Source organism: Martinezella rhizogenes, assembly GCF_000799715.1.
GTDB classification, from domain to species: domain Bacteria; phylum Pseudomonadota; class Alphaproteobacteria; order Rhizobiales; family Rhizobiaceae; genus Rhizobium; species Rhizobium rhizogenes_C.
Map to the genome: position 1 here is coordinate 194,168 of NZ_JUHG01000015.1, position 15,527 is coordinate 209,694.

Annotated in this window: 14 protein-coding genes; 3 read left to right on the forward strand and 11 right to left on the reverse strand. The window is 58.6% G+C overall.

Translation table 11 applies throughout. From position 1 onward, the window contains the following. The first annotated feature begins 24 nt into the window (after positions 1 to 24). Positions 25 to 1,404 carry an MFS transporter gene (locus EX00_RS21025; protein WP_047462273.1) on the forward strand — a complete coding sequence of 460 codons (1,380 nt, stop codon included), beginning with the start codon at positions 25 to 27 and terminating at the stop codon, positions 1,402 to 1,404. Positions 1,405 to 1,584: 180 nt separating this feature from the next. Here the strand turns inward: EX00_RS21025 and EX00_RS32225 are convergent, their stop codons facing one another. The 8 genes from EX00_RS32225 to EX00_RS21065 form a co-directional block, all read right to left on the reverse strand. Then, positions 1,585 to 1,872 carry a lysozyme family protein gene (locus EX00_RS32225; protein ID WP_155294103.1) on the reverse strand — a complete coding sequence of 96 codons (288 nt, stop codon included), beginning with the start codon at positions 1,870 to 1,872 and terminating at the stop codon, positions 1,585 to 1,587. A 34-nt stretch (positions 1,873 to 1,906) separates the two neighbouring features. After that, entirely contained in the window at positions 1,907 to 3,589 is a 1,683-nt protein-coding gene (locus EX00_RS21035; RefSeq protein WP_047462277.1) for a dihydroxyacetone kinase family protein, read from the reverse strand. Positions 3,590 to 3,608: 19 nt separating this feature from the next. After that, the gene (locus EX00_RS21040) at positions 3,609 to 4,703 is read right to left on the reverse strand and encodes an ABC transporter ATP-binding protein (RefSeq protein WP_047462280.1); all 1,095 of its coding nucleotides are present in this window, start codon (positions 4,701 to 4,703) and stop codon (positions 3,609 to 3,611) included. A 34-nt stretch (positions 4,704 to 4,737) separates the two neighbouring features. Continuing rightward, entirely contained in the window at positions 4,738 to 6,093 is a 1,356-nt protein-coding gene (locus tag EX00_RS21045) for an FGGY-family carbohydrate kinase (RefSeq protein ID WP_052210838.1), read from the reverse strand. A 28-nt stretch (positions 6,094 to 6,121) separates the two neighbouring features. Then, positions 6,122 to 7,153 carry an alcohol dehydrogenase catalytic domain-containing protein gene (locus EX00_RS21050; protein ID WP_047462283.1) on the reverse strand — a complete coding sequence of 344 codons (1,032 nt, stop codon included), beginning with the start codon at positions 7,151 to 7,153 and terminating at the stop codon, positions 6,122 to 6,124. Further along, positions 7,150 to 7,971 carry a carbohydrate ABC transporter permease gene (locus EX00_RS21055; protein WP_047462285.1) on the reverse strand — a complete coding sequence of 274 codons (822 nt, stop codon included), beginning with the start codon at positions 7,969 to 7,971 and terminating at the stop codon, positions 7,150 to 7,152. Before EX00_RS21055 ends, EX00_RS21050 begins: the two co-directional genes overlap by 4 nt. Further along, positions 7,968 to 8,897 (reverse strand): carbohydrate ABC transporter permease, encoded by a 930-nt coding sequence (locus EX00_RS21060; RefSeq protein WP_047462290.1) that lies wholly within the window; start codon positions 8,895 to 8,897, stop codon positions 7,968 to 7,970. The genes EX00_RS21055 and EX00_RS21060 overlap by 4 nt, the downstream gene beginning before the upstream one ends. A 70-nt stretch (positions 8,898 to 8,967) precedes the next feature. Continuing rightward, positions 8,968 to 10,332, reverse strand: a complete 1,365-nt coding sequence (locus EX00_RS21065; RefSeq protein WP_052210839.1) for an ABC transporter substrate-binding protein — start codon at positions 10,330 to 10,332, stop codon at positions 8,968 to 8,970. A gap of 399 nt (positions 10,333 to 10,731) precedes the next feature. On the opposite strand from EX00_RS21065, the gene EX00_RS21070 reads away from it, so the two are divergent. Together EX00_RS21070 and EX00_RS21075 are read left to right on the forward strand one after the other, a co-directional pair. Next, on the forward strand, positions 10,732 to 11,508 hold the full coding sequence (locus tag EX00_RS21070; protein WP_047462298.1) for a GntR family transcriptional regulator: 777 nt from the start codon (positions 10,732 to 10,734) through the stop codon (positions 11,506 to 11,508). A gap of 292 nt (positions 11,509 to 11,800) precedes the next feature. Continuing rightward, a complete protein-coding gene (locus EX00_RS21075; protein WP_047462301.1) occupies positions 11,801 to 12,583 on the forward strand; it encodes a class I fructose-bisphosphate aldolase in 783 nt (260 codons plus the stop codon). Between the two features lie 181 nt (positions 12,584 to 12,764). On the opposite strand, the gene EX00_RS21080 is transcribed toward EX00_RS21075, so the two are convergent. Genes EX00_RS21080 through EX00_RS21090 form a run of 3 tightly spaced genes read right to left on the reverse strand, consistent with a single transcriptional unit; the run spans position 12,765 to position 15,501 of the window. Continuing rightward, positions 12,765 to 13,652, reverse strand: coding sequence for a ribokinase (locus EX00_RS21080; RefSeq protein ID WP_047462302.1), 888 nt, complete (start codon positions 13,650 to 13,652; stop codon positions 12,765 to 12,767). Further along, positions 13,649 to 14,524 carry a MurR/RpiR family transcriptional regulator gene (locus tag EX00_RS21085; RefSeq protein WP_047462304.1) on the reverse strand — a complete coding sequence of 292 codons (876 nt, stop codon included), beginning with the start codon at positions 14,522 to 14,524 and terminating at the stop codon, positions 13,649 to 13,651. Before EX00_RS21085 ends, EX00_RS21080 begins: the two co-directional genes overlap by 4 nt. Beyond that, the gene (locus EX00_RS21090; RefSeq protein ID WP_047462306.1) at positions 14,521 to 15,501 is read right to left on the reverse strand and encodes an ABC transporter permease; all 981 of its coding nucleotides are present in this window, start codon (positions 15,499 to 15,501) and stop codon (positions 14,521 to 14,523) included. Before EX00_RS21090 ends, EX00_RS21085 begins: the two co-directional genes overlap by 4 nt. Positions 15,502 to 15,527 lie beyond the last annotated feature (26 nt).

A 15,527-nucleotide genomic window follows, 5' to 3' on the forward strand; every position in this document is an offset into this window, starting at 1 on the left:
ATTGTAGTCACTGAGATTTCATCGATGAGTAAGATCACGCCATCTTTGCTGGCCATTCAAACTGCCGCTTGTCTGGGGTTCCTGGTCGTTCAACTCGACGTAAGCGTCGTGAACGTCGGCTTGGGCGCACTCAAAGAAGCATTCGGTACGAATCTCACGGGCCTCCAATGGGTGATCAATAGCTACGCCTTGGTGTTTTCCGCTCTCCTCATTCTCGGTGGAGCCAGTGGGGACAAATTTGGTGCGAGAGCCACCTTTGCGGTCGGTTTCGCAATATTTACCTTGGCGTCTATTGGCTGCGGTCTTGCCAACAGCATGACGACGCTCATCGCGCTGCGTGGTGTACAAGGCTTAGGTGCGGCGCTCTTGGTACCGACATCGCTGACCCTTATCCGCCTGTCGTTCCAGGATCCCGCCATGCGCAGAACGGCCGTGGCAATGTGGGGCGCATGCGGAGGTGTTGCCTTGGCGGCTGGCCCAGTCATAGGCGGGTTAATGATTCAATACCTCGGTTGGCAGAGCATTTTTCTACTCAATGTCCCGATCGGAATACTCGCTATCTGGTTGGTGATGCGCTGCGCTCCCCCATCACCCCTCGTTGATAAGAATTTGGATGTTTTAGGACAGATCGGTATCGGGTTCTGTCTTGCATCCCTGACATATGCGTTGACCGAATCTAGCGCGTCAGGTTGGACTCTCGGACCTCTTTCCGCGATGGCATGTGCGGTTCTCTTTATGGTCGCTTTTGTCGTCATAGAACGTCGCGTTAGGCATCCTATGCTACCCGCTCGTCTGGTCAAAAACAAAGTGCTGACGACAATGGCTCTGAGCGGAGCGGTAATTAGCATGACGTTTTATGGAACGGTATTCGACCTAAGTATCTATTTTCAAACGATCTTGCACTACAATGCAATTGAAACGGGATTGTCGTTCATTCCACTAACGGCAGTCCTCACGGTCTCTACAATGGTATCGTCACGAATAGCACAGCGGGTTAGTGCTGCGCGCATCATAACAACAGGCTTCATGATCCAGGTCATCGGCTTCATTGCACTATCACGGGTCGGTCCAGAAATGTCTTGGTGGCTGCTCAACGGCGCGCTCGTTATGATAGGCGTAGGAAGTGCCGTTGCGGTCCCATCCATAACGAACTCGATGCTATCGTCGGTAACACAGCACGACGCTGGGATCGCCTCCGGGCTAATGTCCTCGGCGAGGCAGCTGGGAGGTGTGGTTGGCGTGGCGATCTTTGGCGCGATGGTCGCCCATTCCGATACAGCGGCATTTACGCACGGCATGTCCAACGCGATGGTGTTGTCGGCGCTGGCCTTGTTATTCTGTGTTGGCGTGAACCAAGTTATGTGGCGCGGCCACGTCAACGTGTCATCGGTCAATGACGCATAGAGTCTGTTGGACGATCGGGCGCTCCCTGTTGCCACCCCTGCGCTGGCAAGGGATCAGATTGCCCCGCTTATCCTTGAGAGATCAACGCGTGGATCGGCATTCACGGGGTCGGTCCGAGCAGCGGTGGACTCTACCTGATCTGTGGCTCTCGTGGACAGCACATCCTTGGTCGTCACAGGCTCAATATTCTGCCCTTCGGCCCCTTGCCTTACTGTGTCCGGCTCCAGAATGACCGATTTGCCGTCGAAGTATCCCGCCCATCCACAAGTGGATGGCGTCGTCGAGCGCTTCTGGTGGCTCGGATCCATACCATTTCACGACGATGCGATAGACCTTTGCAAACAATCTGGTGCCCATTCGAATATTGTTGCAAGCGTCAACGATATCCGGCGTCAGCTCCGCGACCTCAACGACCAATCGAGAAAGTGCCTCGGCTAAACCACGCCAGCCAAACGGTTCACGGCTCATTTGTAAGAAGAACCATGAACCTCTAGATGTGGAGCTACCCTATTGCCGCGAGCCAGATACCGACCGCCACCGCCCCACCGTCAGGGTGTCCGACAACGCGATCACCGAGATAGCTCGCCCGTCCAAGCCGGGGCTTCATGGCTTTCGTTGCCTCCGCGCCTGCCAGCCCGGCTTGCACCGCCGCCTGCCAGGCAGCTTGCGCGTTCATTCCCCCGGCAAGCCGATCGCGGAAAGTCGTCGCCGCCGGGTGAAGAGCATCGATCATTGTCCGGTCGCCGGGATTTGCACCGCCCAGTTCAGAGACGGCCTCGACCGCCGACACGAAAGCTTCCGCCATCTGCCTCGCCGTCGGTGCTCCGGCACCCGAGAGATGACGTGAGGCCCGCATGAGGCCGGTTGCATAGAATGGCCCCGAACTTCCGCCGATGGCCTTCCTCATCGCATTGGCCATCGCCATCATCCCATCGGAGACAGTGCCGAACTTCTCGACAGGGAGAGCCAGAACCGCCTCACTCCCGCGTTTCATGCTGGCACCGAGATCGCCATCACCTGTCACGCTGTCCAGGTCAGCCAAATGCGGTTCGGCAACGATCAACGCTCGAGCGATCGAATGAGCAGTTTTAAAGAGCCGCGCTCCAGCCTCTGTCATCGTTGCATGGGAGGGCGCGTCTTCTTGCACCACAGCGGACAGAAGGACCCGCTTCCTGTTGATCGCGCCGCCGCGCGGCCACGCGGTCGCATCAGTGGCGGTGTCGATGAGTTTCAGCTTGTGGTCGTTGACCTGCATTACGGAGAGCGAAAATCCCGGCATATCGAGAGCGGACAGGAACGTTCCTGCCCAAGCCCTTTCGACGACGACGCTCCTCTTCTCGAGCTCTTGGATCGCAGCACGCGCAACGATCGAAATTTCCATCGGCGGCGTCGATCCGAGGCCGTTTACCAGCAAGACGACCCGATCACCGCCGCTGATCTTGCCATCGGCCGCGATTGTTTCAAGGATAAGCGAAACCAGCTGGTCTGCCGAGGCAAGCGGCATTCTGCGGACGCCCTGCTCACCGTGAATGCCAAGACCAACTTCAATTTCCTGTTCGCCTAGCGTGAAGCCGGGCTTGCCAACTGCAGGCAAGGTGCAGGAGCCAAGCGAGATCCCCATCGAAGCCAGTTCGGCCGCCCCCGACCTCGCTATCCGCGCCACTTCTTCCAGTGTAAGCCCCTGCTCTGCCGCCGCGCCGGCCAGCTTGTGGACCAGGACTGTTCCGGCGATACCCCGACGGCGCTCAGCGGCGACGGTGTCCTTAAGGGATACGTCGTCGGCGACGACAACGATCTCGACAGGAATACCTTCGGCACGGGCAAGCTCTGCCGCCAGGCCGAAATTCAGGCGGTCGCCCGTGTAGTTTTTGACGATAACGAGTGCGCCAGCCGGACCAGCCGCCGCCTTGATCCCGGCGAGGACCGCATCGGTGCTCGGCGAGGTGAACACATCTCCGGCGACGGCAGCAGTGAGCATGCCGGCGCCGACATATCCTGCATGGGCCGGTTCGTGACCGCTGCCTCCGCCCGAAAGAACCGCGACCTTCCGTTGCCCGGCCTCGGGAAGACCCGAACGGATGACAACGTTTTCTTCGGAAAGCAGAATGGTGGACGGGCTGAGCGCCACAACACCTTCCAGCATGTCCCTCACGGCGGTGGATGGATCGTTGATCAGCTTCTTCATACTTGTCTCCTTAGGTCGCTCAGTTGGCGGGCGCGAGAACCGAGCGCTCGCTAGCGTCGTCGAATGCGTGAATGCTGCCCGGTCGGTGAATAAGCACAATATCCTTGCCGACTTCGACCTGTGGCCCGCGCTCAAACTGGGCGGAAACCAGATCATTTCCAACCGAAACCTGGATCATCACCTGCGATCCCAGCGGCTCGATGAGCTCGATGCGTCCCTTGATGCTGCCGACGTCGCCGCTCGCCTGTCCGACATGTGGAGCGAGGTGTTCGGGTCTCACTCCGGCAATGACGGTTCCGGTCCGGGCACGAAGGGCGTCAGCAATTACGCCCTGGGAAAGCAATCTAACATCGGGCCCAACAAGCGCGCCGTTCTCGATCGTCGTGTTGATGAAGTTCATCGGAGGGCTACCGATGAAGCCAGCCACGAAACGGTTCACGGGCGTGTCGTAAATGTTCTGCGGGGTATCGATCTGCTGGGCGATCCCACCGCGCATCACGACGATGCGGTGCCCCATGGTCAGCGCTTCGAGCTGGTCATGGGTCACGTAGAAGGTCGTGATCTTGAGCCGGCGGCAAAGCTTGACGATCTCGGCGCGCATCTCGATGCGAAGCTTCGCATCGAGATTGGATAGGGGCTCATCCATAAGGAATACGCGCGGTTCCCGGACAATGGCACGACCGAGCGCTACTCGCTGACGCTGCCCCCCTGAAAGGGCGGAAGGCTTGCGCTCAAGAAGAGCCTCGATGTCGAGCGCCTTCGCTGTCTTGCGGACCTGCGCGTCGATCTTGTCCTTCGACCACTTCCTCACCTTGAGGCAGAAGGCCATGTTCTCGTAGACGGTCAGATGTGGATAAAGCGCATAGTTCTGGAAGACCATGGCGACGTCCCGTTCTGACGGCGTTTGGTCGGTAACATCCTCACCGTCGATGCTGATCGAACCAGAGGTGGAGCCCTCAAGGCCGGCGATCATGCGCATCGTCGTCGTCTTTCCACAACCCGAGGGGCCGACCAAGACGACGAACTCGCCGTCTTCGGTGGTAAGATTGAGATTGTCGACAGCGTTGAACGCGCCGAACGACTTGTTCAGGTTCTCGATTGCAATTACGGACATGAGTTCCTCCCTTGTGTGCGCAAACCAGTCGGCCTCAATTTCTGTCCGCCTGACCACATGCGGCGTCGCAAGACGCCTGATATCTGTCTTCATAGAACGCAAGCCACCGCGGATCCGGATCGATGGTTTCCGTGGTCACGCCTGTCTTGAAATCAACGGGTTTCCCCAAGCCTTCTGCCGCGAGCAGCGCGGCCCCGACGACTGCCGGTTCCTGTTCACTCAGAACACGGACCGATCGTCCAAAAATACTTGCCCTCAATTCCAAGAGGCTGCGTGATCTGCTCCATCCGCCCGTTGCATATATCTCCCCGTCCGGAACACCGGCAAAACGCATATGATCGAACATCGTACGTGCCGTGATACCAGCCATCTCCAGCACCGATCGGGCATCGGAGGCCGCAGGCAAGTCAGAAGCCGGCGCGAAGAACCCCGGTGCGCCGGGAATCTTTGGGAGCGCCAGAAAGGCCCGAATATCAACGCCCCGCGCCTGAAGTGATTTGACGGCAGACGAAAACTCGAAGACGCCAAGGCATGCCACGCCGATCTTCGCCCGGACGGGCACCATGAATGCCAGATAGCAGTCAAAGCGATCCAGCGGAAACGTCGTGGACTCTCCGTAGATGACATTGGCCGTGCCGATCGAATCGACGCGCGCCATTGGGTCTATGCGCTGGATCAGCGCCGCAGCAACGGGGTGGTCATGTCCGCCGGCGACGACAAGGGTTTCCGTCGTGGCGGCACCGGACGACGTCAGACGACCGGCACGCATGCAGCCGACGACATCACCGGCCCGCAACACTTCGGGAAGGTCGGGAGATCCGCAGTACTCAAGGAGCGCCGCAATCCATTCGCGCTGTCCCACGTCATAGCAGCCAGTCCGGGAAGCCAGCGTCTCGCTGATGAACGGATGACCGGCCCAGAAGACCGATGGGTAGTCCGCCAATGCAATCCATCTGCTACCGCCGGCGAATACAGAAGGCCGATTACGCCTGAGCCACAGCCACTTTGCGCCGGTTCGGGTATGCTCCATCTCGATCCCGGCCCGCGTTGTCGCCGCGCTGCTCTCGCGAATCTTCACGGCCTCTGCGCTCGCGCATCGATCATACCATGGTATTGCAACATCGAGCGGCGACAGCGCGCTATCCACGCAGACGCCATCTTCGCCAATGCCGGTCGTCGCTATGGCAGAAAACGGAGAACCCTGCCCTACCTCACTCCATCCCTCGACGATCAGATCCTCGATGGCGACAAGCAGCTTTTTCGCGTCGACTCCCGCGGCCACGCCCACGCGCGGCGTGGGGATCGCCCGCGTCCATTTGGAGACTCCCGTCTCATCAACGATCGAAACCTTGAGATTGGTGGTTCCGATATCGACGCCGCAAACCAGCATTCCAAATTCTCCTGGTCACACGCGCCTATCAAGAAAACCTGAGCTGGGTCTTGATTGACTTTCCGGCCTGCATGCTTTGGACGGCGGTCTCGAAGCTCCACACCGGGAAGCTCTCGCCCACCAGAACCTTGGCCTTGTCACGAATATCCGGCATCAGTTCCACGGCGGCGGCGAACTTGCCCGCGCAGGAATTGGATCCGATGAAGCGGAGCTCCTGTTCGTAAAGTTTGAACGGCACGAACGACGCTTCGGCGTGTTCGTCATGGACGCCGACTTGAACGTAGGCTCCGGTCTTCTCCACGAGTAGAAGGCCCTGCTTCAATGCTGCTGGCACACCGGCGGCCTCGAAGGCGACATCGAACCTCTCGGCACCGAGTTCGGCAGGCTGGACGGCAGCGTCCACTCCGACGGTCCTGGCGATATCGAGCTTGGCGGCGGCCGGATCGGCTAGCGTCACCTTCCCGGCGCCAGAATGCTTGGCAGCGATTGCAATCAGCAGCCCCATCGTCCCACCGCCCAGAATGAGGACCTGTCGGTCCTTGATACCTTGTGAGGAGTCGACGGCGTGAAGCGCACAGGCGAGCGGTTCGATCAGGGCCGCGAGGTCCGAACCAATGGACTCGTCCACCTTGAACGCGTTCCGGGCCGGGACGGCCACGTACTCGGCGGCAGCTCCCGCGCGACCAACGCCGATCGGGGTCAGATGAACGCACAAATTGGGCCTTCCGGACTGGCACCAGCGGCACTCCCCACACACAACGTTCGGATCGACGGCGACGAAGTCCCCCGCCTTCACGTTCCGCACGCTCTGCCCTACCGCCACCACATGTCCGGCGAACTCGTGTCCGGGAATGACTGGATAGTTCGTCCCTACGAAACCATGCCTCAGGATGTGCAGGTCGGTCCCACAGATGCCGCAGCAGGTAGGCTTCACCAAGACTTCGTCGTCGGCGACCAAGGGAATAGTCGTTTCGATCACGCTGATCTGATGGTTCTGGGTGATCCGAACAGCTCTCATCTTGCCGCCCGGTGCGCCACCGAACAAATTGTCAAAGCTCATTTCACTGCTCCGAATGTTAAGCCTCGTGTCAGGCTCTTCTGGGCTAACCAACCTGCGACAACCACTGGCACGTTGATGAGCGTCGCAACGGCCGCGACCTGCGCCGTGTAGAGTTGACCGAAACTCAGGAATTTCTGCAAGAAAACTGGAAGCGTACTCACTGTCGTCGTCAGGTTGACTGCAAGGAAGAACTCGTTCCAAGAAAAGATCGCGCAGAGCAGCGCCGTGGAGGCGAGGCCGGGCTTGATCAAGGGCACAATGATCTGCACCATCTCCCGGATGCGGCCAGCACCGTCGACTTCGACTGCATCGAAGACGTCTCTGGGTATTTCGACCATGAACGAACGGATCATCCAGATCGCCAACGGCAGGTTCATCGAGGTGTAGAGAATGATGAGTACGGTCGACGTGTTCAGGAGGTCGAACGTACGCGCGACGAGATAGATCGGCACGATACCGGCAGCGATCGGCATCATCTTCGTCGAGATGAAGAAAAACAGAACGTCCCGCCACTTCGGTACCGGTCGTACCGTAAGAGCGAAAGCTGCTGGAACGGCAAGAACGATCACGATCGCCGTCGAGATGACTGTCACCATGACGGACACGGTGGCGAAAGAAACGAAGTCGTTCTCGAAGATGCGGCGGTAGTGGTCAAGCGTCGGCGTGAAGAGGAGTTTTGGCGGATAGCTGACCGCGTCCTGCTCCGTCTTAAAGCTTGTCAGGATCATCCACGCGATCGGCGCGAACATGATCAGCGTTCCGAACCAGGTGAGAACAGTCAGTAGGAGATCGAGAGAGCTGTGGCGTCGGCGTGTCATGCACGGCCCCCTTCCTTGAAGATGCCTGAGACCACCCGGAGCATCGGAATGGTGAGAGCCATTGCGAGTGCCAGCGAAATCATGCCGAACGCAGAGGCCCGTCCGAGGTCGAACGCACTGAAAGCCTCGAGATAGACATAGTAGGAAAGATTGGTCGTTGCGTAGGCCGGGCCGCCGTTCGTCAGGATAGAGATCGCAGCAAAGTTCTCCAGCACGTACATCGCAACCAGCAGACCGGTCAGCTCGATGAAGGGTCGCAGATGCGGCAACATAAGGCGACGGAACACGTATAGGCGGCCAGCGCCATCAACTTCAGCGGCCTCGGCAACTTCGGTCGGGAACGACTGCATGCCGGCCAACAGGATCAGAAGCGCGAAAGCCGACCACTGCCACGTCGTGAGGATGATGATCGTCAGCTTGGGATACTGGCTGATCCAGTTGATACGACCGATACCGATTTCGTCGGTGACCCAGCCGAGGATGCCGAAGGTCGGATCGTAGACACCCGTTTTCCAGAAAAGTGCTGCCGCAACAGGCATGATGAAGAACGGTGTAATCGCGAGCGTGCGAGCGATGGTCCGACCGCGAAACTCTCTATTCAAGCCCGCAGCGAGCAGTCCGCCAATGACGACGGACGCCACAACGATCGAGGACGTTATGATCGCAGTATTCGCAACGGCTTTGAGGAAAACTGCATCGCTTGCGGCGTTGACGAAGTTCCGGAACCACACGAACCGGGGAGCCGTCGTCGAAACCAGGTTCCAGCGCAGCAGACTATAGTAGAGAGTTATGACGAAGGGGAGCTGCGTGACCAGAATCACGAAAATCAGGGCCGGTAGCAGCGGGAGCCGATCCCACCATCCCTTTGCGACGCTGCGGCGGCCACGTGTCGCCAGGGAGCCGCTTGATTGCGAAATCGATGTCATGTTGTCATCCGCATGAATGATACTGAAATTTTGGCGGGCCGCCGGGAGGAAACGGCCCGCCGGGGCTCAACTATTTAATGTAGCCCGCATCCTCCATGATCTCCTTGATCTTGGTCTCGCTGGTGGCGATCGCCTCATCGGCGCTCATCTGGCCGCTGATTGCGCCGGCAAGCTGCTGAGAGGTAAAGTCACCGATCTGCTCGAACTCGGGGATCGTGACATACTGGACGCCCGTGTAGGGAACCGGATCGACCGTGGGCTTGAGCGGGTTCGCCGCGCTGATCGACTTGAGCGTCAGGTCGGCATAGTCTTTCGTTGCCTTTTCATATTCCGGCAGCTTGTAGGTGGACTGACGCGAGCCTGGAGGAACTGTGCCCCAACCTGCCTTTTCACCAGCCAGCTTGATGTATTCCTCGCTCGTCAGCCAGGAAATCAACTTCCAGGCAGCGTCCTGGTGCTTGCTGGTCGTCGGGATCGAAAGACCCCATGCCCAGAGCCATCCGGAACCAGGTTTTTCCTTGATCGGCGCGAGCGCGAAGCCGACATTGCCCTTAACTTCGGCGTTGGCCTGATCGATGACCGGACCAGCGAAGACCGTGTCGTCGTACCACATGGCAGTCTTGCCTTGCGTGAAGAGCTGCAGGCATTCCTGCCAACCGTCCTTCGCAGCGTCGGGCTGGCCGTGTTCCTTTAGAAGCTTGACGTAGAAATTGATCGCCTCCTTGCTCTTTGCGGAGCTGAGCTGTGGCTCCCACTTCTCGTTGAACCAACGGCCGCCGAAAGTGTTGATCACAGTCGTCAGCGGCGCAAGGCTCTGGCCCCAACCGGGAATGCCGCGCAAGCAGATACCGGAAACGTTCTTGGACTTGTCGTCGAGCTTCGCGGCGTATTCGGCGACCTGATCCCAGGTCGGCTGCTCGGGCATCTTCAGACCAGCCTTCTCGAACAGGTCCTTGCGATAGAACATGAACGACGACGAACCGTAGAACGGTGTCGCAAACATGTCGCCCTTGTAGGACACCAGATCGGCGATCGGCTTCAGAAGGTCGTCCGCCTTCCATGTGGTGTCCTTGGCGACGTATTCCTTGCTGAGATTGGTGATCCAGCCCTTCTGCGCCCAGAGGGGAACTTCGTAGGCGCCGATCATGACGACGTCGAACTGACCGGACTTCGTCGCGACATCCTTGAGGACGGTCGGGCGAAGCTGGTTTTCCGGTAGCGTCTGAAACTTGACCTTGATGTCCGGATACTTGGCATAGAAGTTATCGATGAGCTTTGCGGCGGTTTCCATTTGCGGATTTGCAGCGAGGGCGACTGTGAGGGTGACTTCCTCCGCATGTCCCGGTTCGGCCGCAAGCAATCCAAGAGCAATCGAAAGCGCGAGTGTGCTCACACGCGCACCGGCAACGGCCGGCCGCCACATAGTCATAGTCATCGAAAGTTCCTCTCCCAAAAAATCCGACATTATTGTCGGAAGTCCCAACGGCGGCGCCATGCGGCGGGCCGACAGCAAACTACTCACTCCGCCTGGGTAGCCTATCTGTATGTTCTGTACGTACAAAAATAAAAGCAACGCGTCAATGGCGTAATTTGCGATTGGTGCCGCCGATCCCGCATCGATCGCAATCCACCTGGCACTCGATGGCAGATCGATCCCTTAGAGATTACATAACCTTGTCTTACTTGCCCTGCGTCCGCTCCGCCTCGAAATCATATAGGGGATCACCGCAAAAAGTTTTTTCGGTGCCTACGATTCAATCGCGATATGGTCCCACGATGGACGTCACACATAATTTTGGTGTACGTTTCGTTCGGACATTAATTGAGAGTCGTCATGCAGAACATCGATCGTGCATCCGCGGAACCCTATTATCTTCAGCTCGCACGGATCATCGAGGACCAGATCAAGGCCGGGAAATATAAAGTCGGCGACCGTGTTCCCGGCGAGACCGAGCTTTGCCGGTCGTTCGATCTCGCGCGGTCGACGGTTCGCGAGACCCTCCGTGCTCTCGAGCAGCAACGTCTGATCCGGCTTGTTCCACGACGTGGTGCGTTTGTCTCGGATCCTGCGGAGAACCGGTGGAAGTTGCAGGTGACGCAGGGCTTCCTTGAAACCGGTGCGCATTCCCCCGACCGTGTGATCGAGACAGCAGTTCTGCGCGCAGGGTTCGAACCATTGCCGGACTTCGCCGCTGAATCCCTTGGAATTGCACGGGGAGAGAACGGATTTGTAATCGAGCGCATCCGACACATTGACGGCAAGGCGGCCATGCATTCTACGAATTTCCTACCAGCCGATGTCGGCGGTTCGCTCATTGGTAAGCCAGTGCTGGAGGGCTTGGCGTCCTTGAACCAGACGCTGGCGCAAGCCGGCTTCTCGATCTTCGCGGCAAGGCGCGAAGTGGCGGCGATCGGCGCTCCTGCCGACACCGCAAAACATCTGGGCTTAGCCCGAGGCGCACCGGTCCTCTTCGTGCAGTCGACGTCCCGCTCCGACGCAGGTCGCGTGTTTGACTTTTATCGCTCATTTGTACGAAGCGACGTTGTGACGATCTCGGTCGATGCGGAAGCACAGACTGAGAGCGGTCAAAGCGCAGGCGACGGCGAGTAGCAGTTTCCGCTCTTCAGCCGGCGGATCATTCAAAGCTCCTGGGCGGCGCTTTTCCGGCACCTCGATGGCGTGGCGGCTCGCACCGGCTGCCCGACAATTCGTCCCACTCTGATGACACGGTCGCGTCCCCTTACATCGACGGCGCATATCACCCATCGTCGAGTTTCGTCTTGACACCCCAAATCAACGAAGAGTAGATACGTATCGTCCGTCTTGTCCGTACAGAACAGACAAGACAAGGAGGAGCACCAATCAAGACGGTCGGACCGTCGAGAGGATAGGAAAAAATCTCATGTCGATGGAATATCGTCTTCGTCGTACCCTGCCCAGCGATCGTGCGGCTATCATCATGCCGGTCGATCACGGCTTAATCTTCGACCGCATCGAAGGTCTCGAAACCCCGTCGGCACCGTTCGCAGCGTGGGCCAACAACGACGTGACCGGCTTCATGATGACACCGGGACAGGTCAAGCAGACCGAGAAATTCTTCGCGGCTCATCCCCACCTCACCCGCGTCTTGACGATCGACACATACAACGAATACCGCGAGCTTGATGGCGGCGGCTCGCATGACCTCATCACGACGGTCGAGGAAGCCGTTCGCATGGGTGTCGATGCCGTCAAAATGCTCTTCCCATGGAACATGTCGAGATATGAGCGAGTGCAAATGTGCGCTCGCGTCGGCAAAGTGGTCGCATCGTGCGATCGTTGGGACATCCCGCTGGTTCTGGAGCCCGTTATCATGGGCGCACCGCGCTCCGAGGAAGTGGTCATCCAGGAAGAACAGGTGGCCCGTATTGCCTACGATCTTGGCGCACACATCATCAAAATCGCATTCCCTGGCGAAGAACGCACGAGGCGTCTGTCGGAAGAATTGAAGGTGCCGTTGGTGATTGCTGGCGGCCCGCTTTCCGGTCCTCCGGCGGAGACGATCGAAGCGGTGGCCGGTACAATTCGCGGAGGCGCACGTGGCGTCATCGTGGGCCGTAACATTTGGCAGCGTGATCGCAAGACTGGTGAAGAGACCCTCGCTGCGATCGCCAAGTTGACGCGCAACGTGAAGTTCCAGGATTGAGCCAAGCTTCCAAACGTTGATCTTCAAAGTGCAAATCTTGGCCGTGGAGCGATTCCGCGGCCACTTTTTTCCGAGCGAGTTCTGATAGTCGTGGTTCTTGTAAGTCGGCGCGATCCCTTGTTGCCACGCGACTATCCCCAGATCCTTGATGTGAAAACAACGTGGCTGCGCCGTCACATCGTTAGAAGCGATCAACTTCTGGCGTGGCCACCAGCCGCGCAGCAGCATTGTTGGCCTTTCGAAGTGCGTCCTCCATCGCAGCACCAGATGCTATCTCCGCCGCGAGAACACCGATGAACTCGTCCCCCGCGCCGTGCGTGCTTTCAACCCTAACTTTGACGCCTTCAATAGCGAGTTCGTCCCCCTTGCCATTTGCATAGGCAACGCCGGCGCCTCCTACGGTCACGACAGCTGCCGGGTAGGTGCGGGCAAGGATGCGCGCCGCTTCCAGCGCACCGCTCAGTGTTTCAACCACCGGGACACCTGCGAGCATCTCAGCCTCTATGCCGTTGACGACGAGAATATCAACGTGATCCTTCAGCGTGTCGGAAAGCTCTCTGGCGGGAGCAGCGTTGAGCAGCACCCATCCGCCAAAGTTTTTCACTGCTTTTGCAGCAGCGGCGTTTGCCGCATCAGGGATTTCATTTTGCAGGACCAGGACTGTCGTCCTGCTTAGAAGACCGCGCGCCGCCTCAACATCCGCGTCGCCAAGCGTCAGGTTGCTCCCTGAAACGATAACCGCGCCATAGTCGCTGTCAGCGTCGAAGATTGCCACGCTCATACCGGTCGATTGCGTCGCGTCGCGTCGCACGAACTGATCGTCAACATTCCAACGTTTGAGATTGGCGAGCAGAAATCGTCCGAAGTCGTCATCTGCGACTGCGCCGATCATCGATGTCGCGACGCTCGTACGCGCCGACGACACTGCCTGATTACCGCCCTTGCCGCCGCTCTTCGGATGCCAGGACGTCCCGGTCACCGTTTCCCCCTTGCGCGGCCGGGCCGGCCCCATCACGGCGATGTCGTAGTGCAGGCTGCCGAAAACGGTAACAAGAGGCGCGGAGATCATGGAAGTCTATCTTTTCGTTTGGAGGTGACTGCGGACATCGTCCGATCGAGACTACGTTCGGCGGCTTGATAGTCGCGTTGGGCAACGGCCACGAACACGGCATCAAGAATGTTCAGCTGCGCGATGCGCGCCGCCGCATTTTCCCCCATCAAAGGGGAGCCTTGCGCGGTAGAGCACAACACCACATCGGCAGCCTGCGCCAATGCGGAGGAATTGTAGTTGGTGATGGCGATCGTTCGAGCGCCGTTACGGCGAGCAAGCTGTATCGCCTCGATCACCGCAGTGGTATTGCCGGAATGAGAAAACCCGATCGCGATGTCGCCGTCGGCGATGAGAGACGCCGACATCAGCATCATGTGGGAATCGTCAAATACACTTGCCCGTACGCCGATGCGCAGGAATTTATGAGCGACGTCACGTGCAATCTGAGCGGAACCGCCGACACCGTAGAAATCGCGCTGTTTGGCTCGGTGAATCAGATCCGCTGCCCTGTCAAACGCCTCGATGTCGAGGATCGACAACGTTTCTTCCAGAGCATTGATCGATGTGCGGAACACCTTCTGGACGATTTCCTGCGACGTATCGTCGGCCGACAGTTCCTGATGCATTTCTGCCGTGGGCTGGCGATTATACTGACTAACTGCCGTTCGAAAATCGCGATAGCCCGAGAAGCCCAGTTTCTTGGTGATCTTGACCACCATGGCTTCCGAGACACCGGCATCGTCGGCGATCTGTTTCAGAGATGTGTCGTCGCTGAAGTCGCGCAGGGCAAAGACCGTATCGACAACCTTTGCCTCGAGTGGCGTCAGCAGTGGCATCATCATGCGGATGCGCGGGCCGACGGCCTTCATGTCGAAGCTTTCAGTGTTCATTCTCGTCCCCTTGTCGCGCGATCGATCATCATTGCGACGAGGATTATAAGACCTGTGGCTAGCAGTTGATAGAACGCCTGGACATTCATCAACGTAAGACCGTTGCGCATCGTGCCGAGAATGATAGCGCCGAGGATCGTTCCCAGAATGCTGCCCTTGCCGCCCATCAGCGAGGCGCCACCGATTGCGGCGGCAGCAATTGCATCGAGCTCCCAGAGATTGCCGAGGATTGGCTCAGCCGCTCCCAGCCGCCCGATCAGGATCAGGGATGCGAGCGCGGCAAGCCCGCCCGAGATGACATAGGCCGTGATCTTCGTGCGGGCGATGGGAACACCAGCCACGTAGGCCGCCTCTTCGTTGCCGCCGACTGCCAGCAGATACTCACCGATCGGGGTTTTCTTGAGCAGGATCCAGGCAGCCACCGCCACAACGGCGACAATGAGAACCGGGGTCGGAATGCCCAAAAGATTTCCGTTGAAGAGTGAGCGAAATCCCGCGGGGATCCCCAGCACAGGATTTCCGCCTGTGTAGATCAAGGCAATGGCGCGATAGGTGCTCAATGTTCCGAGCGTAACAATGAAAGGCTGTAACCCAACATAGGCAACCAGCACTCCATTGATGAAACCGCAAACCGCCCCGATGGCAAGCCCCGCCAGAATAGCGAGCGGAACCGGCGTCCCGGCAAGCAGCAGCGTCGCCGTGACGACGGCAGAAATCGCAGCGGTTGGACCGACCGACAGATCGATGCCGCCCGATATGATCACCAGCGTCATGCCGAGCGCCAGACATGCATTGATGCTGGACTGTTGCAGGATATTGACGAGGTTCCGCTCGGACAAAAAGCCGGGTACCAGGGTCGCAAACACGGCCATGATAATGACCAGGCCGATCAATGTACCGGCGTCTCGCAAGGAAAATGAGAAGCGGCCAAAGGAGGGCGAAAGCTTCGTATCGGCAGCAGCGGGTGAATTGCTCATAACGTGTTCCTCTATGTCTTCCGCGC

Coding starts and splice junctions, on each gene's coding strand:
- EX00_RS21075 (WP_047462301.1), top strand. CDS start 11,801: ATGTCGATGGAATATCGTCTTCGTCGTACCCTGCCCAGCGATCGTGCG.
- EX00_RS21060 (WP_047462290.1), bottom strand. CDS start 8,897: ATGACATCGATTTCGCAATCAAGCGGCTCCCTGGCGACACGTGGCCGC.
- EX00_RS21055 (WP_047462285.1), bottom strand. CDS start 7,971: ATGACACGCCGACGCCACAGCTCTCTCGATCTCCTACTGACTGTTCTC.
- EX00_RS21070 (WP_047462298.1), top strand. CDS start 10,732: ATGCAGAACATCGATCGTGCATCCGCGGAACCCTATTATCTTCAGCTC.
- EX00_RS21040 (WP_047462280.1), bottom strand. CDS start 4,703: ATGTCCGTAATTGCAATCGAGAACCTGAACAAGTCGTTCGGCGCGTTC.
- EX00_RS21065 (WP_052210839.1), bottom strand. CDS start 10,332: ATGACTATGACTATGTGGCGGCCGGCCGTTGCCGGTGCGCGTGTGAGC.
- EX00_RS21085 (WP_047462304.1), bottom strand. CDS start 14,524: ATGAACACTGAAAGCTTCGACATGAAGGCCGTCGGCCCGCGCATCCGC.
- EX00_RS21050 (WP_047462283.1), bottom strand. CDS start 7,153: ATGAGCTTTGACAATTTGTTCGGTGGCGCACCGGGCGGCAAGATGAGA.
- EX00_RS32225 (WP_155294103.1), bottom strand. CDS start 1,872: ATGAGCCGTGAACCGTTTGGCTGGCGTGGTTTAGCCGAGGCACTTTCT.
- EX00_RS21045 (WP_052210838.1), bottom strand. CDS start 6,093: ATGCTGGTTTGCGGCGTCGATATCGGAACCACCAATCTCAAGGTTTCG.
- EX00_RS21035 (WP_047462277.1), bottom strand. CDS start 3,589: ATGAAGAAGCTGATCAACGATCCATCCACCGCCGTGAGGGACATGCTG.
- EX00_RS21025 (WP_047462273.1), top strand. CDS start 25: ATGAGTAAGATCACGCCATCTTTGCTGGCCATTCAAACTGCCGCTTGT.
- EX00_RS21090 (WP_047462306.1), bottom strand. CDS start 15,501: ATGAGCAATTCACCCGCTGCTGCCGATACGAAGCTTTCGCCCTCCTTT.
- EX00_RS21080 (WP_047462302.1), bottom strand. CDS start 13,652: ATGATCTCCGCGCCTCTTGTTACCGTTTTCGGCAGCCTGCACTACGAC.